Genomic DNA, 24,110 nt, shown 5'->3' on the forward strand with positions numbered 1-24,110 from the left:
CCAGCACCCTCCGCCCTGAAATCACACCCGTGTCATTCGGACTTACTCATCTAGGACCCGCCGTGTGATCGGCGCCTCACGACCGGTCGCGCAGCGGGCTCTCCGCCGGCCAGGTCGTGCCGGTGCGCAGCTGGGGCTTGAGCACCTTGCCGCCGGCGTTCCGCGGCAGCGGCTCGTCGCGGACCACCACGAACTGCGGCACCTCGAAGTCGGCCAGCAGGGTCGCGGCGTGCGCCCGCAGCTCGGCGGCGGTCGGGGCGGTGCCCGGCCGTGGGACGACGACGGCGCCCACCTTCTCCCCGAGCACCGGGTCGGGCACCCCGACCACCGCGACCTCGCCGACGGCCGGGTGCGCGGCCAGGGCGTTCTCCACCTGGACGCAGTACACGTTCTCCCCGCCGCGGTTGATCATGTCCTTGGCGCGGTCGACGACGTAGGTGAGCCCGTGCTCGTCGACCCGGGCGAGGTCGCCGGTGTGCAGCCACCCGTCGACGAACGCCGCGGCGGTGGCCGCCGGGTTGCCCCAGTACCCGGTGCCCACGTTGGGTCCGCGGACCAGCAGCTCGCCGACCCCGCTGACCGGGTCGGGGTCGGCGACGGCCACGTCGACCACCGGGGCCGGGAAGCCGACCGAGTCGGCGTGGTCGGCGGCGAGCTCGTGCGGCAGGTAGGTCGACACCGACGCGGTCTCGCTGAGCCCGAACCCGTTGCCCACCCGGGCGGTCGGGAACGCGGCCTGGATCCGGTGCACCAGGTCCGGGGCGATCGGCGCACCGCCGTAGGACAGCGACCGGACCGACGACGTGTCCACTGCGGCGAACCCCGGTGCGCTCAGCGCCAGCCAGTAGATCGCCGGGACGGTCGTCAGCACGGAGATGCGGTGCTCGCCGACCGCGGCCAGGAAGGCGCCGACCTCGAACACCGGCATGACCACCGACGTGCCGGCCAGCGCGGTGAGCACCAGCAGCTGGGAGTTGCAGCCGGTGACGTGGAACAGCGGCACCGAGATCAAGGTGCTCAGCGGCTCGTCGCGGGGGAGGGCCAGGCAGCGGATGCAGGTCTCGACGTTGGACAGGAACGCCTCGTGCGTGGTGGTCGCGCCCTTGGGCGCACCCGTCGTCCCGCTGGTGTAGAAGATCCCGGCCAGGTCTGTGTGCCCGGCACCGGTGCGGGTGAGCGGCTCGCCGTCGGGCAGCGGCGTCCCGGGTGCGACGACGACGGCCGAGCCGGAGTCGCGGACCACGTGGTCGACCTCGGGCGCGGCGAACCGGGTGTTCACCGGCACGGTGACGGCGCCGGCCAGCAGCGTGCCCCACAGGGTCAGCACCCAGTCGACCCCGTTGGGCAGGTGGTTGGCCACCCGGTCGCCGGGTGCGACTCCGAGGTCGCGCAGCCCGCCGGCGACCCGGGCGGCGGCGTCCCACAGCTGCGCGTAGGTCAGCGACCGGCCGCCGAGCTCGATGACGGCGACGCGGTCGGGGTGCTCCTCCACCGAGCGGCGGAGCATCGTCACCAGGTTCTGCGGCAGGCCGGTGTAGCGCTGCACGCCGTCGGTGCCGCGGACGACGCCGGTGCGGTCGAACGGGCTCTCGATCACGCCCGCAGTGTGGCACGGGTCACCCGCGGCCGAAGCGCTCCTCGAGCTGCTGCAGGGTGCCCTGGATGCCGCGCTCGGCCCGCCCCGGGAACCCCATCGCGCGCACCACCAGGAAGGCCGCGGCGGGGTAGCGGGTGCCGTCCCAGGTCTCGGTGACCCGGGTGACGGTGCCCGCCGGTTCCAGGTCGTAGCGCCAGCGGTGCAGCCCGATGTGCCGCCAGCCGATCCGCCGGTCGGGCTCGAACTCCACCACCCGGTTGGTGACGGTGTACCGGACGCCCATCTGCATCGCCATCGAGAACCGGGAGCCGAGCTCGAGCCGGTCGGGAGCGTCCACGACGCCCCGCAGGGTGCCCGAGCCGTCGATCTCGGCGTGCCGGCGCGGGTCGGCGACCACCGCGAACACCTCCGCCGGGGGCGCGGCGACGACGGTCGAGCCGGATGCGGTGCGGGAGCCCATGCAGCCAACCTAGGAGTGCGGGAGGCTGTCGGCATGACCATCACGCCCCGCGAGCTCGAGGACGAGGTCACCCTGCAGGTGGCCGCCAACCGCATCGACTTCCTCTCCCGGCGCGACGCCGGGGTGGTGGAGGCCACGGCGCCCGACGACGCCGACGACTTCCTCGCCGACCTGCGCAACACCGGCACCCGGCTGGACCGGCACGAGGCGCTGGAGCTGCTGGCCCTGGGGGAGGTCGTCTACCGCAAGGCGCACGACAGCCGGCACCTGGGCATGCACGCCGCGCTCCGCGAGGGCGCCGGCTGGAGCGACATCGCCACCGCGCTGGACGGCGACCCCGGCCTGGCCTGGGACGCCCACCAGCAGTGGATCGAGGACCAGTTCCGGCTGCACCGCACCAGCGGCACCGGTGGTCTGGACGCCGGCGCCGCCGCGACCGCCCGCGACCTGGCCGGCCGCCGGCCCAGCTGAGCGCCCGGGGAATGCCGGCGGCCCCCGGGCGTTGCCCCATGAGGAGCCGGAAGGCTCCGCGCTCCGACCAGAGAGGCACTCCCCATGTCGTTCCCGCTCTCCGTCCTGGACCTCGCCCCCGTCGCCCCGGGTGAGTCCGTCGGCCAGTCGATCGCGCACAGCGTCGCGCTGGCCCAGGCCGCGGAGGAGCACGGGTACACCCGGGTCTGGTACGCCGAGCACCACAACATGTCCGCCATCGCCTCCTCGGCGACCAGCGTGCTGATCAGCCACGTCGGGGCGAACACCTCGACCATCCGGCTGGGCTCGGGCGGCGTGATGCTCCCCAACCACTCGCCGCTGGTGATCGCCGAGCAGTTCGGCACCCTCGAGGCCATGTACCCGGGCCGGATCGACCTGGGCCTGGGCCGGGCTCCCGGTTCGGACCAGAACACGATGTACGCGATGCGCACCGACCCGCGCTCCAGCGACCGGTTCCCGCAGGACGTGCAGGAGCTGCAGGCCTACCTGGCCGGCGAGACCCGGGTGCCCGGTGTCGATGCCTTCCCCGGCAAGGGCTCGAACGTGCCGCTGTACATCCTGGGCTCGTCCACCTTCGGCGCCCAGCTCGCCGCCGCGCTCGGCCTGCCCTACGGCCACGCCTCGCACTTCGCCCCGCAGGCGCTGCAGGCCGCCGTGGAGATCTACCGCCGCGACTTCCGGCCGTCGGCGCAGCTCGACGCCCCGCACGTGATCGCCGGCGTGAACGTCATCGCCGCCGACACCGAGGACGACGCCCGCGCCCAGTTCCAGACGGTCCGCCGTGCTCGGGCCACCCTGCTGTTCGGCCGGGGCAAGCAGTTCAGCGAGGAGGAGACCGACCTCCTGCTGGAGTCCGGTGCCGGGCGCCAGGTCGACTCGATGATGACCCACTCCGCCGTCGGGACGCCGGGCCAGGTGCGCGAGCAGCTGGTCGAGTTCCGGGCGTTCGCCGACGCCGACGAGCTGATCGTCGGGCACGCCTCGCCGCGGGTCGAGCAGCGGTTGCGCTCGGTGGCCCTGCTGGCCGACGCGATGGCGACCGTCAGCGCCTGATCCTCAGGACGGGTCGGTCACCACTCCGCGAGCTCGGCGCAGGTCGGGCACAGCGCACCCAGGACGGCCGGGTCCGGCGGCCACGGCACGTCGTCGTCGTGGGTGACGAACGCCCCGCACAGGGAGTTGCGCCGACCGCCGGCGGCGCTGCCGATGGTCGCGTGCACCGGACCGATCAGCGCGGGCCGGCCCGCGGCACCGACCAGCGAGCCGACCACCATCTCGGCGCGCGCTGTGCCGTAGACGAACCCCATGACGACCAGGGTGCCCCGCGGCGGCCGTGGATCCGGTGAGCCGGGGACGTGTCGCGCCCCAGCAGCCCCACCCGTCCCAGGGTGACGGAGCATACCGCTAGCTACGTGCTTGCTCCGGCTAGCAACGGGGCAGTGAGGGGGTGGCCCACAGTCCAGACCCCCAGGGAGTCCTCATGGCCGACACCACCGTCCTGACCGCTCAGCTCCGCGCCCTCCTCCTGCTCACGCAGACCGAGGAGCAGGTCGCCCGCACCCGCGTCGCCCAGGCCCGCACCGAGGCCGTCCGCCGCGAGCTGCTGCAGAACGCCGACAACGCCGCCTCCCGCACCGAGGCGATCACCCGCACGCTGCGCGACCTCGGCGGCGTCCCGGACGTCGTCACCCCCGCCCTCGGCCGCCTCGGCGCGATCGTCAAGGCCACCGTCGAGCAGGCCGGCCCGCTGGACGAGGCGCTGCTGGGCGACCTCGCGCTGGAGCACCAGCTGCGTGACCGCGCCACCTACCTGAAGGTGCTCGCCGAGACCGCCGAGCTGCCCCGCGTCGCCCGCCTGGCCGAGCGCCTGGTCACCGCGCACACCGCCACCGTCGAGTGGCTGACCGTCGTCCTCGCCGAGACCGCCCTCGGTGGCCCGGCCGCGCTGAAGGCCACCCCGCTGCAGCGCGTCGCCGGCGGCGCGACCCGGCTGGCCGCCTTCCCGGCCCGCTACGTCGCCGACTCGGTGAACAAGGTCGTCGACACCACGCAGCAGGCGACCGACTCCGTGCAGCAGAAGCTCGACGCCGCGGCCACCCGGGCGAGCTCGTTCGCCGGCGCCGTCCGCGAGTCGCTGGCCGTGGGCCGCGACGCCTCGCTCAAGGAGGCCGAGACCCAGGCCCGCGCCGAGGGTGCGGCCAACACCGCGCGGACCCTGCACGAGACCCGCACCGAGCTGGGCGCGCTCGACGCCGCCGAGCTGCCGGTGGAGAAGTACGACGAGCTGACCGTGGCCGACGCCGTGAAGGCCGTGAAGGCCCTGACCGACGCCGGCGACATCGAGGCCGTCATCCGCTACGAGGAGGCCCACAAGGACCGCGCGTCCGTCGTCTCCGCCGCGCAGACCCAGCTCGCCGCCCTCGCGAAGCAGGCCGTCGGCATCAGCTGACCCACCCCGCACGCCGACGAGGCCCGCACCCCACCCGGGGTGCGGGCCTCGCTCAGTTGCCCTTCACGTTCACGACCTGGCGCAGCGTGTGCCGGACCTCGACGAGGTCGGTGGCGTCGGCCATCACCTGGTCGATCGGCTTGTAGGCGTCGGGGTGCTCGTCCAGGAACGCGTCCGAGTGCCCCCACGCCACGCCGGCCATCCGGGCGTCCAGGTCGGCCCGGTCGAACAGCTTCCGGGCCGCCGTCCGCGAGTGCGACCGGCCGGCCCCGTGCGGGGCCGAGTGCAGCGCCCGGACGTCGCCCTTGCCGACCACGACGTAGGACGCCGCCCCCATCGACCCCGGGATCAGGCCGGCCTCACCGGCCCGCGCGGAGATGGCGCCCTTGCGGGACAGCCACACGTCCCGGCCGAAGTGGTGCTCGCGGGCGGTGTAGTTGTGGTGGCACGCCACCATCTCCTGCCGCTGCACCTCGACGCCCAGGAACCTGCCGAGCTGGTCGAGCACCCGGTCCATCATCTCCTCGCGGTTGAGGAAGGCGAACCGCTGCGCCCAGAGCAGCGCCTCCAGGTAGGCGTCGAACTCCGGCTCGCCCTCCACCAGGTAGGCGAGGTCGCGGTCGGGCAGCTCGACGAACCGCCGGCGGCACTGCTCCCGGGCGACGGCGATGTGCCGCTGGGCCAGCTTGTTGCCCACGCCCCGGGACCCCGAGTGCAGGAACGCCCACACCCGGTCGGCCTCGTCGAGGGAGACCTCGATGAAGTGGTTGCCCGAGCCCAGGGTGCCCAGCTGCTGCGGCCAGTGCTTGGCCACCGCGTCGGCCTGCTCGGCCCCGGCCATGCCGCGCAGCTCCTCGATCCGCGGCTCGGCCGAGCTGCGGATCTCCTTGTTCCGCCCGCCGGCCGACAGCGGGACCGACCGGCTGATCTGCTCGTGCAGCCCGGCCAGGTCGTGCCCGTCGAGGTCGGCCGCGGTGAACTGCGTCCGGACGGCGGCCATGCCGCAGCCGATGTCGACCCCGACCGCGGCCGGGATGATCGCGCCGTCGGTCGGGATCACCGAGCCGACGGTGGCGCCGAGCCCGAGGTGGGCGTCGGGCATGAGGGCCAGGTGCGGGAAGACGAAGGGCATCGTCGCGGTGCGCTCGGCCTGCTCCCGGGTGTTGTCCTCCAGGATGGACGCCCAGCTCAGCAGGCGTCCGTTGATCGTGTCCATGGTCCTTCCTCGTTCGTGGGGATGGGGGGTGGCCGGCGCCGACCGAGGGACGAGTCAACCCGCGGTCGCCGTCCGGCGCCTCTCCTTTTCCCGGCCACCCGTCCGGCGGCACCTGCTCACCCGCGCGGATGACCTCGGCTACAGAAATACGGAGACCGGCCGACAACGTGGAGGTGAGCTGGGGAACACGACGAGCGCCGACGCGGCTGGTGTCCGCGCTGGCCGACGGCGAGTCGGTGGTGTCGGTGACCGACTGCGTGCCGCTGAGCGACTCGCTCGACGTGCCCGCGGGGGACACCTCCCGCACCGCCGTCCTCACCGACCGCGCGCTCTACGTCTGCATCGGGGACACCGACGTCGTCCCCCTGCCGTTCACCCGGATGCGCGAGCTCAACCGCCGCGGGTTCGCCCTGCTCTTCTTCCGCTTCGACGACAGCCACGCCACCTGGGAGCTGCGCGACCAGCGCTTTGCCGCCCGGGCCGAGCGCCGCTTCGCCCAGCACGGCCTGGCCGCGCACAAGGCCTGGGTGGGCACCACCCGCGAGGCCGGCCGCGAGCCGGCGGGCTTCCGGCACCAGGCGCACCTGGACCTGCTCAACCGGGTTGCCGGCGGTGTCCCGTTCGCCGACGCCGTGGCCGACCAGCGCACGCTGGTGGACCAGCTCGTCTGGACCGAGACCGGGGACCGGGCCTCCTGCCGCGCCGCCCTGCGCCGGCTGGGCACGGTGCACAAGCTGCTGCACTCCGACCTCGCGGTGATCGCCGAGGCCGCGCCGAGCCTGGCCATGGCCCAGCACGCGCTGGTGCTGCTGGACCAGCCCTCCCCGTGGCAGGGCGAGGTGGCCGAACCGGTGGACGACGGCCCCACGGCCGCCGAGCTCGCCGGGCTCACGCCGGACGCCGCACCCGTGTGGGTGGACGCCCAGCGCGAGACCGTCAGCTGATCAGCTGACGACGACGCCCTTCCAGAACGCGACGCGGTCGGTGATCTCCGCGGCGGCCTCCTTGGGCGCCCGGTAGGTCCAGGCCGCGTCGGCGTTGGTCTGCCCGTCGGCGACGACGGAGAAGTAGCTCGCGTCGCCCTTCCACGGGCAGTGGCTGGTGGTGTCGGTCGGCGTCAGGACGCCGGGGGCGACGGAGGAGAGCGGGAAGTAGGCGTTGCCCTCGACGGTGACGATGTCGTCGGACTCGGCGATCACGGTGCCGTTCCAGGTGGCGGTGGTCATGCGTCCGGTCTACCAGCGCAGCGGCTGGACGGCACGGGAATCCGCCGTCCGGCACTTGCGGCAGTGCCCCCACTCGCCGAGCTGGCGGGGGGTCGTCGGCTGGCCGCACTCGGGGCAGACGACGGACTCGTTCGACCGTGCCTTGGTCTGGTCCATGCCCCGACGCTACGCACCCAGGGGGCCGGAGGGCAGGGGTGCGGCCGGATCGTGACCCGGGAGGGGGTCGACCCGACGCAGGAAGGACCGCATCGCGAGGTGCTGGGACAGGGACTCGCGATGGTCGTCGCAGGCCAGCCAGGTCTTCTCCCGGTCCGGCGTGTGGATCTTCGGGTTGTTCCAGACCAACACGGAGGTGGCCGGTGCCCGGCACCCCTTCGCGGAGCAGATCGGGGCGGCGTCGTCGGTGGCGGTCATCGTGGCGCCGATGCTGCCGGAAACCGCTCGGCAGGGCTGCGGCGGGTCGCTACGGTCGGCCGGTGGAGCCAGCGATCCGGGTCCGGGACCTGCGCAAGACCTTCCGGGTGGCCGAGCGGGACGCCGGGCTGGGCGCCTCCGTGCGCAGCCTGGTCCGCCGACGGTACCGGGAGGTGGCCGCGGTCGCCGGGGTGTCCTTCGACGTCGCGCCCGGTGAGGTCGTCGGCTTCCTGGGCCCCAACGGCGCCGGCAAGACCACCACGCTGAAGATGCTCTCCGGGCTGCTGCACCCCACCGGCGGCGAGGTGTCGGTGCTGGGCCACGTGCCGGCCCGGCGGGAGAAGGCCTACCTGGGTCGGATCACCCTGGTCATGGGCAACCGCAACCAGCTGCAGTGGGACATCCCGGCGCTGGACAGCTTCGAGCTCAACCGGGCGGTGTACCGGATCCCGGAGCCGGAGTTCCGGCGGGCCCGCGACGAGCTGGTCGAGCTGCTGGAGATCGGCGACCTCGTCCGCAAGCCGGTGCGCACGCTGTCGCTGGGCGAGCGGATGAAGGCCGAGGTCGCCGCGGCGCTGCTGCACCGGCCGCAGGTGCTCTTCCTCGACGAGCCCACCATCGGCCTGGACATCGGCGCCCAGAAGCGGCTGCGCGGGTTCGTCGCCGAGTACAACCGCCGGCACGGGGCCTCGGTGCTGCTGACCAGCCACTACATGGCCGACGTGCAGGCGCTGTGCCAGCGGGTGGTGGTGATCGACAAGGGCCAGGTGCTCTTCGACGGCGGCCTGCGCCAGCTCACCGCCCGGTTCTCCCCGCACCAGACGATCACCGTGCAGCTGGCGGAGCCCGGCACCGACCTGTCCGCGTTCGGGGCGGTGGTGGAGGCGGGCGAGGGCCGGGTCAGCATCCAGGTGCCCAAGGCCGAGACCTCCGCGGTGGCCGGCCGGCTGCTGGCCGCGCACGCGGTCACCGACCTGACCATCGAGGACCCGCCGATCGAGGACGTCATCGAGCAGGCGTTCAGCGCCGGGCGCACGGCGTGAGCGGCCTGGCGTCGGTCTACCGGGTGGTCGCCGGCACCGCCGTGCAGACCCAGCTGCAGTACCGGACGACGAACTACCTGTTCATGCTCGGGATGATCGCCGAGCCGGTGGTCTACCTGGTGGTCTGGCAGACCGTGGCCGACGCCCAGGGCGGGTCGGTGCAGGGCATCACCGCCGGGGACTTCGCCGCCTACTACATCGTCTGGACGCTGGTCCGGAACATGAACATCGTCTTCACCCCCTACGGCTGGGAGGGCCGGATCCGGCAGGGCGAGCTGTCCGGGATGCTGGTCCGCCCCGTGCACCCGCTGCACCACGACCTGGCCTACTTCGCCGGCTGGAAGGTCGTCGTCGTCCTGCTCTGGCTGCCGATCGCGGCGGTGCTGACGCTGGTGTTCCGGCCGACGTTCGACGTCAGCCCGGTTGAGGTGCTGGTCTTCCTGGTGGCGATCTGGGGCGCCTACCTGATCCGGTCGATGCTGCTGTGGGTGCTGGGCATGGTGACCTTCTGGACGACGCGGGTCAGCGCCCTCTACGAGCTGTACTTCACCGCCGAGCTGCTGCTGTCGGGCCGGTTGCTGCCCCTGGTGCTGCTGCCGGCCTGGGCGGCGACCGCGGCGGACTGGCTGCCGTTCCGCTACACGTTCGGCTACCCGATCGAGGTGCTCGCCGGGGACCTCACGACCGCCGAGCTCTGGGGCGGGCTGGCCGCGCAGGGCGCCTGGGTGCTGGCGGGCACGGCGATGGTCGCCGTCGTCTGGCGGTTCGGCGTTCGGCGCTACTCGGCGGTGGGGAACTGATGGAGTCCCTCCGGCTGGTCGGCACCTTCCTGCGGATCGGGGTGCAGACCGAGCTGCAGTACCGGTCCAACGTCGTGTTCAGCGTGCTGCAGTCGCTGGTCGCGGTCGGCACCTCCCTGGCGGTGCTGGCGCTGGTCTTCAGCCACACCGACTCCCTCGGCGGCTGGTCCGGCGACGAGCTGCTGGTGGTGATGGGCGTCTACGTGCTGATGGGCGGGGTGCTGCGCAGCGTGGTGCAGCCGGCCATGAACCAGCTGATGGACGACGTCCAGCACGGCACGCTGGACTTCGTGCTGACCAAGCCCGCGGACTCCATGCTGCTGGTCAGCATCCGGCGGATCGAGCTGTGGCAGTCCGTGGACGTGCTGGTCGGCGCCGGCATCGTCGGGTTCGCGCTCAGCCGGTTGGACACCCGCCCGGGGCTGCTCGCCGTCCTGGGGTTCGTGGTCGCCCTGGCCCTGGGGGTCGTCGTCCTGTGGGCGTTCTGGTTGCTGCTGACGACGGCGGCCTTCTGGGTGGTGCGCACCGACTCGCTGGTCGAGCTGCTGTCCGGGATGTACCAGGCGGGCCGGTGGCCGGTGACGATCTACCCGGGCTGGCTGCGGATCGGGTTCACCTTCCTGGTGCCGCTGGCCTTCGCGATCACCGTGCCGGCCCAGGCGCTGACCGGTCGGCTCTCGGTCTGGCTGCTCCTGGGCGCCGCGGCGTTCACCGTCGGGCTGGTCGCGCTGACCCGGTGGGTGTGGTCGGTCGGCCTGCGCGCCTACAGCGGGGCCTCGGCCTGAGTCGGTGCCCCGCAACGGGTCACCCCATGGTCATCGGGTCGCGCCGTGACGCGACCCGATGACTGCCCGGTGACCTCGGGCCCCGTGCTCCCCGCGGGTCGCCGCGGTTCCCGCGGACGGGTGAGGCTGTGCGCCCCCGGTGTGCGGACTGGGCAGTCCGGCAGGGATGATCTCCAGGCCCGTCGAACCCTTGGAGGACACCCGTGACCACGCCGCCCGGCTCAGGCGACCAGCCGCAGACCCCCGGACAGGGTTGGGGGCAGCAGCCGCCGTCCGGTCCGCAGGGCCCCGGCCAGACCCCCGGTGACCAGCCCCAGCAGTTCGGCCAGCCGCAGCAGTTCGGCGCACCGGGTCAGCCCGGTCAGCAGGGCCAGCAGTTCGGCCAGCCGGGTCAGCCGCAGCAGTTCGGCCAGCCCGGCCAGCCCGGCCAGCAGCCGTGGGGCGCCCCCGGCCAGCCCGAGCAGCCGAAGAAGAAGAGCGCGGTGGCCCGCCTCGTCCCGATCATCGCCGGTGTCGTGGCGCTGATCGTGGTCGGCGTCCTGGTCCGCAGCTTCCTCGGCGGCAGCGCCCCCGAGGTCGGCGACTGCGTCAAGGCCAGCGACGACAGCGGCTACGAGGTCGTCGACTGCGACTCCGACGACGCCGAGTACCGCGTCTTCGGCACCGACGACGACATGACCGAGTCGGAGTTCTACGCCGACCCGGACACCTGCCAGGCGGCGGCCACCGAGTCGAACATCACCGACGGTGTCTCGCTCTGGTACGGCTCCTCCGGCGACGAGGGCCAGGTCTTCTGCGCGGAGACCATCTGACCTCCTGCACCACCCGACACCACCCCCGGAGCCCACGCGGCTCCGGGGGTGGTGTCGTCTCAGGCCTGGTGCTCGTCGAGGGTGATCGCCGCGTTGACCAGCGCGAGGTGGGACAGCGCCTGGGGCAGGTTGCCCAGGAAGGCCCCGTCGGCGGGGTCGAGCATCTCGGCGAGCATGCCGACGTCGTTCGCCGCCCCCTCGAGCTCGGCCATCAGCGACCGGGCCTCGGTGCCGCGGCCGCACAGCTGCAGGGCCGACACCATCCAGTAGGAGCAGGCCAGGAAGACGCCCTCCTCGGCGGCCATGCCGGTGTACCGGTAGAGGTGCGGCCCGGCGCCCAGCTCCCGGCGCAGCGCGTCCAACGTGGAGCTCATCCGCTCGCCGCGGTCGAAGCCGCTGATGGCGTGCAGCAGGATCGAGCAGTCCAGCCCGTCGCTGCCGGGGTACCAGAGGTAGGCGCCCCGCTCGGCGTCCCAGGCGTTCTCCTCGACCCAGGTGCGGATCCGGCCGGCCTCGGCCCGCCAGCGCGCCGGGTCGCCCGGGATCTGACCGGCCTCGGCCAGCTCGACGGCCTTGGTCAGCGCCTGCCAGCAGCCCAGCTTCGACGTCGTGTAGTGCTGCGGGTCGTGCAGCTCCCACATGCCGGCGTCCCTCTGCTGCCACCGGTCGCACGCGGTGTCGGCGATCTGGGCCAGCACCCGGCCGGTGTCGGCGTCCAGGACGTTGCCGTTCTCCACGCCCAGCGCCACGATCGAGAACAGGTCGCCGTAGACGCCCAGCTGCAGCTGGTCGGCCGCGGCGTTGCCCACCTGGACCGGGCCGACGCCGCGCCAGCCGGGGACGTCGGGCTCGTGCACACCCTCGGTCAGCCCGCCGTCCAGGGTGTAGCAGACCCGGGGCTCGGGGCCGTGCCGGCGGATGGTGCCCAGCAGCCAGCTCACCGCCCCGTGCGTCTCCTCGCGCAGCCCGAACCGGTACAGCGCGGTCAGGGCGTAGGCGGAGTCGCGCACCCAGGCGAAGCGGTAGTCCCAGTTCTTGCCGCCGGCGAGGTCCTCGGGCAGGGAGGTGGTGGCCGCGGCGACCATCGCGCCGCTGGGGGAGTGGATGAGCAGCTTGAGCGCCAGGGCACTGCGCCGGACGGCGGCCTCGAAGTCGCCGGTCCAGTGGAACTCCTCCGACCAGGCCCGCCAGTTGGCCACGGTGCGGTCGATGCCGGCGTCGACGTCCTCGGGGTCGGCCAGGAACAGCGGCTCGCGCTCGGTGGCGACCAGGCCCAGCAGCGCCCGCGACCCCGGGGTGGTCGTGTAGGTGATGTCGATCCGCTGGTCGCCGACCTCGACGGCGTCCGCGCCGAGGGTGCGCACCGCGAGGGTGAGCCCGTCGACCCGCAGCACCGGGCCGTGGGTGGTCCGGTGCACCCACGGCGACACGGTGTTCAGGCAGGTGCCGGGCCGGACGGCGGCGCGCATCGCCACCGTCCCGGACAGGCCCTCGACCCGCCGCCCCAGCTCCGACCACGGCAGCCGACCGGCCACGCCGGTGTTGAGCGCATCGGTCACCCGCACGCTGCCGCTGGCGGTGGAGAAGGTCGTGGTCAGCACGTTGGTGTGCGCCACGTACTCCCGGGTCGTCGTGAACGGCTCCACCGGGCACAGCTCGATGCAACCGCCGTTCTCGGCATCCAGGAGCGCCGCGAACACCGGCGGGCCGTCCATCGTCGGCAGCGGCAGCCAGTCGATGCGGCCGTCCCGGGCCACCAGGGCCACGGTCCGGCCGTCGCCGACGGCGGCGTAGCTGCGCAGGTCGGCGTACCCGCTGGCGTCACGGAAGGTCTCGCTCACGGGGTGGGCATGCCGCCGTTCACGTTCAGCGTCTCGCCCACGGTGTAGCCCGACTCCGCCGACGCCAGGTAGACGTAGGCGCCGGCGAGCTCGGCCGGCTGGCCGGCCCGGCCCAGCGGGGTCTCCTTGCCGAACTCGGGCAGGTTCTCCGGCGGCTGGCCGCCCGAGGCCTGCAGCGGCGTCCAGAACGGGCCCGGGGCCACGATGTTGACCCGGATGCCCTTGGAAGCGAGCTGCTGGGCAAGCGCCTTGCTGATCGTGTTGATCGCGGCCTTGGTGGTCGCGTAGTCGACCAGCCCGGGGGCGGGGGAGTAGGCCTGGATGGAGCTCGTGGTGACGATCGTGGAGCCGGCCGGCAGGTGCGGCACGGCCTCCTGCACGACCCAGAAGACCGAGTAGACGTTGGTCTTGAAGGTGGCGTCGAACTGCTCGCTGGTCAGGTCGGCCAGGTCGTCGACCCAGACCTGCTTGCCCGCGACCAGCACCAGGGCGTCCAGTCCGCCGAGCTCCTCGACGGCGGTGCGGACGAGCTGCCGGGCCTCGGACTCCACGGACAGGTCGGCCGGGGCGAGCACGGCCTTGCGGCCGGCGTCGCGGACCAGCTGGGCCACGTCCTCGGCGTCGGACTGCTCCTCGGGCAGGTAGTTCAGGACGACGTCGGCGCCCTCGCGGGCGTAGGCGATGGCCGCGGCCCGGCCGATGCCGGAGTCGGCGCCGGTGACCAGCGCCTTGCGGCCGGCCAGCCGGCCGGTGCCGCGGTAGGTCTGCTCGCCGTGGTCGGCGCGGACCTCGAGCTCGGACTCCAGGCCCGGCTCGGCGATGCCCTGCTCGGGGTAGCCGTCGGTGCGGTACTGGTCGACGGGGTTGGTGAAGGTGTACTGGTCGGTCACGGGCTCGGTCCCTCCGGTGGTGCGGTGGCTGCACGGAGGTCGCTGGTGGCTGAACGACCAAACGGTCCTTGCCCTGGTGGGGGCGGTCTCAACCGGTCCGGGTGAGGTGGTCCGGCGCACGTCGGCCGCCTACCGTCGGGGGCCCGTCGTCCCACCCCGGAGGGTCCCCGTGAGCGCGCCCGGCCCGTCGTCCCCCCGGTTCGTCCGGGTGCTGGTGCCGGTCGCGGTGGTGGTGATCGCCGCGTGCGTGGCCGGGCTGTTCCTGCTGGGCCGCGGGTCGGGGCCCGCGGTGGGCGACTGCGTGGCCGCCGGTGCCGACCAGGAGGTGGTGGTCGTCGACTGCGACGACCCGGGCGCGGCCTTCCAGGTGATCGGGGTGCTGGACGACGTCCCGCCGGTGGACTCCCAACCGGCCTGCCTGGCCGCCTTCTCGCGGACCACGGCCAGCTACTCCGAGGGCGGCCTCTCGGCCGAGCCCGCCCGGGTGCTCTGCCTCGTCGCCGCCTGAGCGGCTGCGGCTGGCAGAGTTGGCCGCATGGGCCTCGACGACGTCGTCATCTGCTCCCCGCTGCGCACCCCGGTCGGCCGGTTCGGCGGTGTCTTCGCCGGGCTGACCGCCACCTCGCTGGCCGCGACGGTGCTGCGCGAGGTCGTCGCCCGGACGGGGCTGCAGGAGGGCGAGGTCGACGACGTCGTCCTGGGCCAGTGCTACCCCAACGGCGAGGCGCCGGCGATCGGCCGGATCGCCGCGCTGGACGCCGGCCTCGGGGTCGGGGTGCCCGGGCTGCAGATCGACCGGCGCTGCGGGTCGGGCCTGCAGGCGGTCATCTACGCGAGCATGCAGGTCGCCACGGGCGCCGGCACGGTCGTCGTGGCCGGCGGCGTGGAGTCGATGAGCCAGGTCGAGCACTACGCGCTGGGCCTGCGGACCGGCGTCAAGGGCGACGGCACGATGCTGCACGACCGCCTCGCCCGCGCCCGGGAGACCGCCGGCGGCATCCACCACCCGGTGCCCGGCGGCATGCTCGAGACGGCGGAGAACGTGCGCCGCGAGCACGACGTCGACCGGCTCTCCCAGGACGCCTGGGCGCTGCGCTCCCAGCAGCGGGCCGGTGCCGCGATCGCCGAGGGCCGGTTCGCCGACGAGGTCGTCGGCGTCGAGGTGCCCGGCACCCGCAAGGTGCCGGCGCGGACGGTCACCGAGGACGAGCACCCGCGCCCGCAGACCACGATGGCCGACCTCGCCGCGCTGCGGCCGGTGATGGCCGCCGTCGACCCGGCGGCCACGGTGACCGCGGGCAACGCGTCGGGGCAGAACGACGGCGCTGCGATGTGCGTGGTGACCACCCGGGCCGAGGCCGACCGGCGCGGCTGGGAGCCCTTCCTGGCGCTGCGCGGGTGGGCGGTGGCCGGGGTGCCGCCGGAGACCATGGGCATCGGACCGGTGCCGGCGGTCGCGGCCGCGCTGGCCCGCACCGGGCTGACCCTGGCCGACATGGACCTGATCGAGCTCAACGAGGCGTTCGCCAGCCAGGTGCTGGCCTGCCTCGCCGCCTGGGAGCTGGGGGAGGGCGACCGGGACCGGGTGAACGTCAACGGCTCCGGGATCTCGCTGGGCCACCCGGTGGGCGCCACCGGCGCCCGGATCCTGGCCACGCTGGCCCACGAGCTCAAGCGCCGCGAGGGCCGGTACGGCCTGGAGACGATGTGCATCGGCGGCGGCCAGGGCCTCGCTGCGGTGTTCGAGCGGGTGGGCTGACCGCACCGGTCCTGTCGGTGCCCCGTCCTACGGTGACGGCGTCCCCGGCTCCGGGGCGGAGCCGGGAGGTGGCGGGTGTACGAGTCCGACGGCGGGCTGGTGGTCAGCGCCGGTGACCTCACCGGCTTCCTGGCGTGCGAGCACCTGACCCGCCTGTCCCGCGAGGTCGCCCGCGGCGACCGCCCGCGGCCCACCGCGGTCGACCCGATGTCCCGGCTGGTGGCCGACCACGGCATCGCCCACGAGGCGCGGCACGTGCAGCGGCTGCGCGACCGCGGCCTGTCGGTGGTCGTGATCGCCCAGCCCGGGAGCGGCCGCGACCCGGCCGCCCTGCACCGCGCGCAGGCCGAGACGCTCGCGGCGATGCAGGCCGGTGCGGACGTCGTGCACCAGGCCACCTTCTACGGCAGCCGGGCCGCTGGGGTGACCTGGCGCGGGCACGCGGACTTCCTGCTCAAGCGGCCGGACCGGCCCGGGGCGCTGGGGTCCTGGTCCTACGACGTCGCCGACACCAAGCTGGCCCGGCGGATCAAGGTGCCGGCGATCCTGCAGATGGCGCTCTACGGCCGGCTCCTGACCGGGCTGCAGGGCGTGCCGCCCGAGCTGCTGACGGTGGTCACCGGCGACCAGCAGGAGCTGGTGTTCCGGTACGCCGACGCGGAGGCCTATGCCCGGGCGGCGGAGGAGCGGTTCCTGGCGCGGCTGGACGACCTCGCCCTGGCGCCGCCCTACCCGAACGCGCACTGCGGGGTCTGCCCCTGGCGCGAGACCTGCACCCAGCGGTGGGCCGCCGAGGACCACCTGTCCCGGGTGGCCTTCCTGCGTCGGGACCACGCCGGGGCGCTGGTGGCGGCGGGGATCGGCACGCTCACCGAGCTGGCCGGCCGCGGGCCCGACGACCTGCCCGACACCATCGGCCGCACCTCGCGCGAGCGGATCGCCCGGCAGGCGACCCTGCAGCACGCCGAGCGGGTCACCGGCGTCCCCGGCTACGACTTCCTGCCCCGGGTGCCTGGCCGCGGGTTCGAGCTGCTGCCCCCGCCCAGCAGCGGCGACGTCTTCTTCGACATCGAGGGCGACCCGTTCTCCGGCGACCACGGCCTGGAGTACCTGTGGGGCGTCCTCGACCGGGCCGGGGAGTACCGCTCCTTCTGGGGCTGCACCGCCGCCGAGGAGCAGGGCGGGTTCGAGCAGCTGGTCGACCACCTCACCGCCGTGCTGGCCGCCGACCCCGACGCGCACGTCTACCACTACGCGCCCTACGAGCCGGCCCGCCTCAAGGCCTTGTCGGCCCGGTTCGGCAGCCGCCAGGCCGCGGTCGACCGGCTGCTGCGCGGCGGTGCCCTCGTCGACCTCTACGCGGTGGTGCGGCAGGGCCTGCAGATCAGCAAGGAGTCCTACTCGATCAAGAAGGTCGAGGACTTCTACCGCGGGCACACCCGCCCGGTCGGCGAGGCGGTCTCCGACGCCGGGGCCAGCATCATCGCCTTCGAGCAGTGGCAGCAGACCGGCGAGCAACGCCTGCTGGACGAGATCGAGGACTACAACCGGGACGACTGCGTCTCCACCCGGCAGCTGCTGGACTGGCTGGAGGGACGCCGGGCCGAGCTGGTCGCCGCCGGGGTCCCGCTGGGCCGCCCGGTCGACGCCGACCCCGACCCCAGCCCGGCCGCGGTGGCCGCCGAGGCGGCCCGGGAGGCCCTGGTGCAGCGGCTGCTGGCCGGGGTGCCCGAGCAGCCGGCCGACCGGTCCGCCGAGCAGCAGGCGGTCTGGCTGCTGGCCCAGCAGCTGGGCTGGCACGCCCGGGAGTCCCGGTCGGAGTGGTGGGAGCACTTCCGGATCCGCGACCTGACCCCGGCCGAGCTCGAGCGGGAGACGGCGGCCCTCGGGGCGCTGGAGGCGCCGGTCCTGCTGGGGGTCGCCGAGGGCCGGGTGCACGTGGCCCACCGGTTCCCGCCGCAGGAGACCAAGCTGGCGCCGGGGCAGAAGGTCGAGCAGGGGCCGCCGGGCGCCGACGGCCGCACGGTCATCGCCGAGGTGGTCGCCCTGGACGGCGCGACCGGCGAGCTGGTGCTGTCCCGCCCGGTGGACCGCGCCGGTGACCACGCCGAGGGCCTGCTGCCCCGGGGGCCGATCGCCGCCCGGAACCAGCAGGCGGCGCTGCTGGCGCTGGGCACCGCGGTGGCCGACGGCGGGCTGGCCGGTCCGGAGGTGCCCACCGCGGCCGCCGACCTGCTCGCCCGTCGGCCGCCCCGGTTGCGGCCGGGCACCCCGCTGCAGCTGGCCGGCGAGACGGCGGCCGACCGCACCCGCCGGCTCGTGGCCGCGCTGGACGGCGGCGTGCTGGCCGTGCAGGGCCCGCCCGGGGCGGGCAAGACCTACGCCGGGGCCCGGGCGGTGCTCGACCTGGTGGCGGCCGGGCGGCGGGTGGCCATCACCGCCAACAGCCACAAGGTCGTCGGCAACCTGCTCGACGGCGTGCTGCGGGCGGCCGGCGAGGCTGGGGTGCCGCTGCGCGCGGTGCAGAAGGCACCGGCCGGGCAGCGGTGCGCGTCGCCGGCGGTCCTGGGCACCGACGACAACGCCACGGTCGTGGACCTGCTGGACGCCGGCGAGGTGGACGTGGTGGCCGGCAGCACCTGGCTGCTCACCCGGCCCGACCTGGCGGCCCGGCTCGACGTGCTGGTCGTCGACGAGGCGGGGCAGCTGTCCCTGGCCGACACCCTCGCGGTCTCCCGCTGCGCGGCGAACCTGGTGCTGCTGGGCGACCCGCAGCAGCTGCGCCAGCCCGGCCGGGGCATCCACCCCGACGGCGCCGACGTCTCCGCGCTCCAGCACGTGATCGGCGCCGACGACGTGCTGCCCGCCGACCGCGGGGTGTTCCTGGACCGGTCGTGGCGGATGGCGCCGGCGCTGTGCGGGGTGGTGTCCGAGCTGTCCTACGACGGGCAGCTGCGGCCGGCGCCCACCACCGCCGGCAACCGGATCGACCTCCCCGCCCGGTGGGCCGCCCCCGCGGGGATCGGCTGGGTCCCGGTGGTGCACGAGGGCAACGGGTCGGCCTCCGGCGAGGAGGCCGCGGTGGTGGTGGAGCTGGTCGCCGACCTGCTCGGCCGGGCCTGGCGCGACCCGGGCGGCGACCGGGTGGTCGGGCAGGGCGACGTGCTGGTGGTGACCCCCTACAACGCCCAGGTCAACCGGATCCGCTCGGCGATGGCCGCGGCGGGCCTCGGTCAGGTGGAGGTCGGCACGGTGGACAAGTTCCAGGGCCGGGAGGCCGCCGTCTCGGTGTTCAGCCTGGCCGCCTCCAGCGGGGCGCACGTGCCGCGGCGGCTGGACTTCCTGCTCGACCGGCACCGGCTGAACGTCGCGCTGTCCCGGGCCAAGACGGTGGCCTACCTGGTCGGCAGCCCCGCACTGCTCACCTCGCCGGTGCACACGCCGGAGCAGCTGAGGCTGGTGAACGGCCTCTGCCGGCTCGTCGAGCACGCCATCGGTCGTCACGGAGCGGCACCACGGGTGGGTGAAGGGACAGATGTGACCACGGTCGGTCACGAAGTGGACACATCTCTGGTGCCGAGTCCATCTCTGCCGATAGGTTCTCGTCACGGTTCGCCGACAGGTCACGGCGAACGGGCACAGGGGGTGGGCGGATCATGACGAAGCAGAACGAGCCGGCCTCGGTGGTCGCCGCCCGCCAGCTCGCCCACGAGGCGCACGAGGCCCGGCGCGACTCGGGACGCACTCGCACCGGCGCCCGCCGGCTGGCCTCCGCCCGCGCACTGCGCGACGCCGTCCGCGGGGCCCGCGAGCTGACCGGGGCCTCGGCCGGCTCCTGATCCAGCCGCTCACCCCTCGCGGGAGGTGAGCGGCGACCGGCGGGAGAGACCACCGGTCGCCGATCACCGGACCCCCCACAGAGGTCCCGCCACCGATCTCGTGGTCCGGCAGCACTCGGGGTTCGGAGTGTCCCTCCGATGCGGTTCACCCCCTGGACCACCGCCATGGTTAGGCTAGCCTCACCAGACGTCGACCTGGGGAGCGAGCATGACCACGGCCACCGAGACCCTGCAGCCGGTCTACCGGTTCTTCCGCACCACCCTGGCGCGCAGCGAGCGGCTGTCGCCGAGCTTCCTGCGGGTGACGTTCACCGGCCCCGACCTCGACGGCTTCGGCCTCGGCGGGGCCGACCAGCGGTTCAAGCTGCTCATCGCCCAGCCCGGCCGGCCCTTCGACGAGCTGCTGGCCATCACCGGCCCGGACTGGTACCCGGCCTGGTGCGCGATGCCCGACGAGGCCCGGCCGCACATGCGCACCTACACGGTGCGGGCGTTCCGGCCCGCCGCCGGACCGGGTGCGCAGGCCGAGCTGGACGTCGACGTGGTGCTGCACGGGATCGGCGCCGACGGCACCCCCGGCGAGGGCGCCGGCCCGGCCGCGGCGTGGGCCGCGCAGGCGGTGCCCGGCGACGAGATGGTCTTCCTGGGCCCCGACCGCCCCGGCACCGGCCGCATGTGGGGCGTGGAGTGGGCGCCCCCCGTCGAGGCCGACACCATCTTCCTGGCCGGTGACGAGACCGCCGTGCCGGCCATCGCCGCGATCGTGGAGGCGCTGCCGGGGGACCAGCGGGTGGTCGCCGTGCTGGAGGTGCCCGAGGCCGCGGACTTCCTGCAGCTGCAGCTGCCGCCCGGCGTGGACGTCCGGTGGCTGGCCCGCGGCGGCCGCCCGCGCGGCGAGCTGATGGAGGCCGCCGTGCACTCCGCGCTGCGCGAGCTCGGCATCGCCCGGGACACGCCGGGCGCCGACCCGGAGGCCGCGGAGTCCGCCGCCGACGGCGACGCGATGGTGTGGGAGGTGCCCGAGGCCGGCGCGCACACCAGCTGCTACGCCTGGCTCGCCGGGGAGGCCGCAGTGGTCAAGCAGCTGCGCCGCCGGCTGGTCCGCGACCTGGGCGTGCCCCGCGACGCGGTGGCGTTCATGGGCTACTGGCGGGTCGGCGCCCGAGCCCTGGGGTGAACCTGCTGGTCGACGTCGCGAACGTGGTCGGTTCCCGGCCCGACGGCTGGTGGCGGGACCGGGCAGGCGCGACCTCTCGGCTGCTAGACCGCCTCGCACTGCTCGACGACGAGGTGGTCGCGGTGGTGGAGGGCCGGGCGCGCGACGTCGCGGAGGTGCCCGGCGTCCGGCTGGTCCGGGCGACCGGCAGCGGCGACGACGCCCTCGTGGCCGAGGCCGCCGGGCTGCCCGGCCCGCTGGTGGTGGTCACCGCCGACCGCGGCCTGCGCGCCCGGCTGCCGGCCGGGGCCACCGTGCACGGCCCCGGCTGGCTGCTCGACCGGTTGGACGCCCTCGCCTGAGGTCCCCGCGGTCAGACGGAGGTGAGGACCGGGCGGGGACGGGTGCGGCCGGGGAGCGTGGCGGCCAGCGCCAGGGCGAGGGCGACGCCGTCCTCGATCACGGCGGCCTGCCAGTCCGGCACCCGCGCGCCGGCCCAGCGCCGCCAGCCCAGGCCACCGAACGACCCGGCGGCCGCACCGACGAGACCGGCCAGGATCGGCACGGCGGCGTTCATGTCCTGCCGCGCGGACAGCGCACCGGCACCGGCCGCCGCCGAGGCGAACCGCAGCGGCAGGCCCTGGGCGCTGGTCCGCTCCGGGGCCGCCGCCAGCTTGTCGGCGTACAGCTCACCGCCGATCGCGGACAGCGCGCCGATCTTCCGGACGGCGCCGCCGGCCGGGTTGGTCAGCGCCGGGGCGCCCATGCCCAGGGAGCTGCGGCAGCCGGTGGCCACGCCCAGCAGCAGCGAGCGCACGGTCAGCCCGCCCGACGCCTTCCGCCGCGCCTGGTCCCCGGTCACGGGGATGGCCTCGACGACGGCCTGCACCGCGGCGCCGTAGGCCAGGTGCGGGACGGCGTCGGACACCCAGTCCCGGCCGGTCCAGTCGCGGGGGTCGCCGACGCCCAGCGCCGTCGTCGTCCCGTCGGTGAGCGCCATCGCGGCCGCACCCGTCGCGACGGCGCCGACGGCCGAGGGCAGCCGGACGCCGGAGCTACGGGCGAGGCTGGCGAGCACGCCGACGGCCACGCCGTTGCCGATGCCGGCCAGTGCGCCCAGGGCGGTGCGGCGGTTGTCCCGCACGCTGCGCTTGCCCGGGATCTGCTGACCGGTGGCGTCGGCGAGGGCGTCGACGGTCTGGTCGGGCGTGCTGCTGGCGGCGCGACCGCGCACGGCCATGTCGAGGTAGGTGACGGCGTTGAGGACGGTGGTGCCGGCCGCACCGGCGGCCAACCCCCGTGAGAAGGACCCGGTCATGGACCGACCCTGGGTCCTGCGCTCGCCCGCGGCAACCGGTGGGCCGGGTCACGTGCGGACCATCACGGCTCCGACCTGGGCGTTTCGCAGGACAGGGACAGGCTCGGCTGGCACCGTGGAGACCAGCGCCCGAGGTCGTGTGCCCATCCCCGCCACCCGCGCCCCCACTCCTCTGCGAGGTCCCCCCGTGTCCGCACCCTTCTTCCTGCGTGCCCGCGAACCGGTCGGCCGGTTCGTCCGCGGCGCCACCGGCCGCGCTCCGCAGCCCTCCCTCGGCCGGCTCCGGGCCGCCGTCGCCGCCCTGTTCGCCCTGGACGGGTTCGTCTTCGGCACCTGGGCCGCCCGGGTCCCCGACGTCAGCGCCCAGGTCGGCGCCGACCACACCGCCCTCGGCGCCGCACTGCTCTGCCTGTCCCTCGGCGCCCTGGCCTGCATGCAGCTGACCGGGGCGCTCGCCGCCCGGCTGGGCCCCGGTCTGGTCGCCGCGGTGGCCGCCGTCGCGGTCTGCGCCGCGGCGGTGCTGCCCGGCCTGGCGACGTCGGTGCCGCAGCTGTGCGCCGCGCTGCTGGCCTTCGGCGCGGCCACCGGCATGGTCAACGTGGCCGCCAACAGCGTCGGCGTCCAGGTCGAGGCGCGGGCCGGGCGTCCGCTGCTGTCCGGTCTGCACGCCGCGTTCAGCTTCGGCGGGCTGGGCGGCGCCCTGCTCGGCGGTGTCGCGGCCACGGTGCTCGACGTCCCGGCGCACCTGGTGGTCGTGGCCGGCGCCGGGCTGCTGCTCACCGCCGTCCTGGTGCCGACCCTGGTCGGTGCCGACGCCGCCGTCGTGCAGCCGGTCCCGGTTGCGGCCCAGGTGCCGCGGCGCAGCCCGACCGCGGCGCTGGTGGTGCTGGGCTGCATCGCCGGCGCCACCGCCTACGGCGAGGGCGCGCTGACCGACTGGGGTGCCCTGCACCTGCGCGAGGACCTCGGCGCCACCTCCGGGCTGGCCGCCGCCGGCTACGCCGGGTTCGCGCTGACGATGGCCTGCGGCCGGCTGGCCGGCGGTGCGCTGGTGGCCCGGCTCGGCGAGCGCCGGCTGCTGGTCGGCGGCACGCTGCTGGCCGCCGCCGGGGCGCTGCTGGCGGTGACGACGTCGTCGGTGCCGGTCGCGCTGGCCGGCTTCGGCGTGGTCGGGCTGGGCCTGGCCAACGTGTTCCCGCTGGCCGTGGCCCGAGCCGGCGCGCTCGGCGGCTCCCGGGGCATCGCCACCTCGACGACGGTCGGCTACACCGGCCTGCTCGGCGGTCCGCCGGCGATCGGGTTCCTGGCCACGCACGCCGGGCTGCCGGTCGCGCTGGGCACGGTCGCGCTGCTCGCCGTCGTCGCCGCGGTGCTGGTCGCCCTCCTGGACGGCGACCGGGTGCGGGTGCCGGCCCTGCCGCCCCTGGATCTCTCCCGGCTGGACCTGGCGCCGGTGCACCGTGCCGCCGGCGACCTCCGGATCCTCGCCGTCGCCTGACCCCGTCCGGGGTGTCCGCGGATCCCTGGGGGTGTCCGGGGATCGCGTTCCCCGGACACCCCCGGGAATCCGCCGACACCCCGCCCGGCGGGCGGCAGGATGCCGGGATGGAACGCGTCCTGGGCATCGGTGGGTACTTCGTGCGCGCGGCCGACCCGGGGGCGCTGAACGCCTGGTACCGGGACCACCTCGGCATCGGCCTGGACCCGGACGCGCCGTGGGAGCAGCAGGCCGGGCCGACGGTGTTCTCCGGCTTCGACGCCGACACCGACTACTTCGGCTCGCCCGCCCAGCAGGTGATGCTCAACTTCCGGGTCCGCGACCTGGACGCGATGCTCGACCAGCTGCGGGCCGCCGGCGCTGACGTCTCCGACGACGTGCAGGACCAGGACGGCGTCGGGCGCTTCGGCTGGGTCACCGACCCCGAGGGCAACCGGGTGGAGCTCTGGCAGCCGTCGTGAGCGAAGCCCCGTGACCCGTCCCCGCGACCGCTTGACACCGGTTGGCTAATACCC

26 protein-coding genes are annotated in these 24,110 nt (G+C 74.8%); 16 read left to right on the forward strand and 10 right to left on the reverse strand.

The genetic code is table 11. The features are described from left to right. Positions 1–76: 76 nt before the first annotated feature. The gene (locus UXQ13_RS21560) at positions 77–1,597 is read right to left on the reverse strand and encodes a class I adenylate-forming enzyme family protein (protein WP_225235242.1); all 1,521 of its coding nucleotides are present in this window, start codon (positions 1,595–1,597) and stop codon (positions 77–79) included. A gap of 19 nt (positions 1,598–1,616) precedes the next feature. After that, entirely contained in the window at positions 1,617–2,057 is a 441-nt protein-coding gene (locus tag UXQ13_RS21565; protein ID WP_225235243.1) for an SRPBCC family protein, read from the reverse strand. A gap of 33 nt (positions 2,058–2,090) precedes the next feature. Between UXQ13_RS21565 and UXQ13_RS21570 the strand changes: the two genes are divergently transcribed. Further along, positions 2,091–2,528 (forward strand): hypothetical protein, encoded by a 438-nt coding sequence (locus UXQ13_RS21570; protein WP_225235244.1) that lies wholly within the window; start codon positions 2,091–2,093, stop codon positions 2,526–2,528. Positions 2,529–2,612: 84 nt separating this feature from the next. Further along, on the forward strand, positions 2,613–3,602 hold the full coding sequence (locus UXQ13_RS21575; RefSeq protein ID WP_225235245.1) for an LLM class flavin-dependent oxidoreductase: 990 nt from the start codon (positions 2,613–2,615) through the stop codon (positions 3,600–3,602). 17 nt (positions 3,603–3,619) lie between these two features. On the opposite strand, the gene UXQ13_RS21580 is transcribed toward UXQ13_RS21575, so the two are convergent. Next, positions 3,620–3,856 carry a hypothetical protein gene (locus tag UXQ13_RS21580; protein WP_225235246.1) on the reverse strand — a complete coding sequence of 79 codons (237 nt, stop codon included), beginning with the start codon at positions 3,854–3,856 and terminating at the stop codon, positions 3,620–3,622. A gap of 173 nt (positions 3,857–4,029) precedes the next feature. On the opposite strand from UXQ13_RS21580, the gene UXQ13_RS21585 reads away from it, so the two are divergent. After that, the gene (locus UXQ13_RS21585; protein WP_225235247.1) at positions 4,030–4,998 is read left to right on the forward strand and encodes a coiled-coil domain-containing protein; all 969 of its coding nucleotides are present in this window, start codon (positions 4,030–4,032) and stop codon (positions 4,996–4,998) included. A 52-nt stretch (positions 4,999–5,050) separates the two neighbouring features. Here the strand turns inward: UXQ13_RS21585 and UXQ13_RS21590 are convergent, their stop codons facing one another. After that, positions 5,051–6,214 (reverse strand): RtcB family protein, encoded by a 1,164-nt coding sequence (locus tag UXQ13_RS21590; protein WP_225235248.1) that lies wholly within the window; start codon positions 6,212–6,214, stop codon positions 5,051–5,053. Between the two features lie 173 nt (positions 6,215–6,387). Here UXQ13_RS21590 and UXQ13_RS21595 point away from each other — a divergent pair, with 173 nt between their 5' ends. Next, positions 6,388–7,158 carry a hypothetical protein gene (locus tag UXQ13_RS21595; protein ID WP_225235249.1) on the forward strand — a complete coding sequence of 257 codons (771 nt, stop codon included), beginning with the start codon at positions 6,388–6,390 and terminating at the stop codon, positions 7,156–7,158. Here UXQ13_RS21595 and UXQ13_RS21600 read toward each other — a convergent pair whose 3' ends face one another. The 3 genes from UXQ13_RS21600 to UXQ13_RS21610 are packed head-to-tail and all read right to left on the reverse strand — an operon-like array spanning position 7,159 to position 7,854. Further along, entirely contained in the window at positions 7,159–7,440 is a 282-nt protein-coding gene (locus tag UXQ13_RS21600) for a DUF427 domain-containing protein (protein ID WP_225235250.1), read from the reverse strand. A gap of 9 nt (positions 7,441–7,449) precedes the next feature. Next, positions 7,450–7,596, reverse strand: a complete 147-nt coding sequence (locus UXQ13_RS21605; protein ID WP_225235251.1) for a hypothetical protein — start codon at positions 7,594–7,596, stop codon at positions 7,450–7,452. Positions 7,597–7,605: 9 nt separating this feature from the next. Next, positions 7,606–7,854 (reverse strand): hypothetical protein, encoded by a 249-nt coding sequence (locus UXQ13_RS21610; protein WP_225235252.1) that lies wholly within the window; start codon positions 7,852–7,854, stop codon positions 7,606–7,608. Positions 7,855–7,916: 62 nt separating this feature from the next. Between UXQ13_RS21610 and UXQ13_RS21615 the strand changes: the two genes are divergently transcribed. The 4 genes from UXQ13_RS21615 (at position 7,917) to UXQ13_RS21630 (ending at position 11,294) form a co-directional block, all read left to right on the forward strand. Next, on the forward strand, positions 7,917–8,897 hold the full coding sequence (locus UXQ13_RS21615) for an ABC transporter ATP-binding protein (protein ID WP_336392939.1): 981 nt from the start codon (positions 7,917–7,919) through the stop codon (positions 8,895–8,897). After that, positions 8,894–9,697: an ABC transporter permease gene (locus UXQ13_RS21620; protein WP_225235254.1), complete on the forward strand. Its 804-nt coding sequence runs from the start codon at positions 8,894–8,896 to the stop codon at positions 9,695–9,697. Before UXQ13_RS21615 ends, UXQ13_RS21620 begins: the two co-directional genes overlap by 4 nt. Next, positions 9,697–10,482 carry an ABC transporter permease gene (locus tag UXQ13_RS21625; protein ID WP_225235255.1) on the forward strand — a complete coding sequence of 262 codons (786 nt, stop codon included), beginning with the start codon at positions 9,697–9,699 and terminating at the stop codon, positions 10,480–10,482. Before UXQ13_RS21620 ends, UXQ13_RS21625 begins: the two co-directional genes overlap by 1 nt. Before the next feature lie 203 nt (positions 10,483–10,685). Further along, on the forward strand, positions 10,686–11,294 hold the full coding sequence (locus UXQ13_RS21630; RefSeq protein WP_225235256.1) for an LppU/SCO3897 family protein: 609 nt from the start codon (positions 10,686–10,688) through the stop codon (positions 11,292–11,294). A gap of 59 nt (positions 11,295–11,353) precedes the next feature. On the opposite strand, the gene UXQ13_RS21635 is transcribed toward UXQ13_RS21630, so the two are convergent. Both UXQ13_RS21635 and UXQ13_RS21640 read right to left on the reverse strand, forming a co-directional pair. Then, entirely contained in the window at positions 11,354–13,135 is a 1,782-nt protein-coding gene (locus UXQ13_RS21635) for a glycoside hydrolase family 15 protein (RefSeq protein ID WP_225235257.1), read from the reverse strand. Beyond that, positions 13,132–14,025 (reverse strand): SDR family oxidoreductase, encoded by an 894-nt coding sequence (locus UXQ13_RS21640; protein WP_225235258.1) that lies wholly within the window; start codon positions 14,023–14,025, stop codon positions 13,132–13,134. The genes UXQ13_RS21635 and UXQ13_RS21640 overlap by 4 nt, the downstream gene beginning before the upstream one ends. A gap of 169 nt (positions 14,026–14,194) precedes the next feature. On the opposite strand from UXQ13_RS21640, the gene UXQ13_RS21645 reads away from it, so the two are divergent. The 6 genes from UXQ13_RS21645 (at position 14,195) to UXQ13_RS21670 (ending at position 21,141) form a co-directional block, all read left to right on the forward strand. Beyond that, positions 14,195–14,533 (forward strand): LppU/SCO3897 family protein, encoded by a 339-nt coding sequence (locus UXQ13_RS21645; protein ID WP_225235259.1) that lies wholly within the window; start codon positions 14,195–14,197, stop codon positions 14,531–14,533. A 27-nt stretch (positions 14,534–14,560) separates the two neighbouring features. Beyond that, on the forward strand, positions 14,561–15,784 hold the full coding sequence (locus tag UXQ13_RS21650; protein ID WP_225235260.1) for an acetyl-CoA C-acetyltransferase: 1,224 nt from the start codon (positions 14,561–14,563) through the stop codon (positions 15,782–15,784). A 75-nt stretch (positions 15,785–15,859) separates the two neighbouring features. Next, entirely contained in the window at positions 15,860–19,444 is a 3,585-nt protein-coding gene (locus tag UXQ13_RS21655; protein ID WP_336392940.1) for a TM0106 family RecB-like putative nuclease, read from the forward strand. Next, positions 19,441–19,623, forward strand: a complete 183-nt coding sequence (locus UXQ13_RS21660; RefSeq protein WP_225235262.1) for a hypothetical protein — start codon at positions 19,441–19,443, stop codon at positions 19,621–19,623. The genes UXQ13_RS21655 and UXQ13_RS21660 overlap by 4 nt, the downstream gene beginning before the upstream one ends. 208 nt (positions 19,624–19,831) lie before the next feature. Then, on the forward strand, positions 19,832–20,800 hold the full coding sequence (locus UXQ13_RS21665; RefSeq protein ID WP_225235263.1) for a siderophore-interacting protein: 969 nt from the start codon (positions 19,832–19,834) through the stop codon (positions 20,798–20,800). Then, on the forward strand, positions 20,797–21,141 hold the full coding sequence (locus tag UXQ13_RS21670; RefSeq protein WP_336392941.1) for a hypothetical protein: 345 nt from the start codon (positions 20,797–20,799) through the stop codon (positions 21,139–21,141). The genes UXQ13_RS21665 and UXQ13_RS21670 overlap by 4 nt, the downstream gene beginning before the upstream one ends. Positions 21,142–21,152: 11 nt before the next feature. Here the strand turns inward: UXQ13_RS21670 and UXQ13_RS21675 are convergent, their stop codons facing one another. Beyond that, positions 21,153–22,097, reverse strand: coding sequence for a hypothetical protein (locus UXQ13_RS21675; protein ID WP_336392942.1), 945 nt, complete (start codon positions 22,095–22,097; stop codon positions 21,153–21,155). A gap of 187 nt (positions 22,098–22,284) precedes the next feature. Here UXQ13_RS21675 and UXQ13_RS21680 point away from each other — a divergent pair, with 187 nt between their 5' ends. Continuing rightward, a complete protein-coding gene (locus UXQ13_RS21680; protein ID WP_225235266.1) occupies positions 22,285–23,595 on the forward strand; it encodes an MFS transporter in 1,311 nt (436 codons plus the stop codon). Positions 23,596–23,702: 107 nt separating this feature from the next. Then, on the forward strand, positions 23,703–24,056 hold the full coding sequence (locus tag UXQ13_RS21685) for a VOC family protein (protein ID WP_225235267.1): 354 nt from the start codon (positions 23,703–23,705) through the stop codon (positions 24,054–24,056). The last annotated feature ends 54 nt before the right edge of the window (positions 24,057–24,110 follow it).

This window comes from Klenkia terrae (assembly GCF_037083865.1).
GTDB lineage: Bacteria > Actinomycetota > Actinomycetes > Mycobacteriales > Geodermatophilaceae > Klenkia > Klenkia terrae.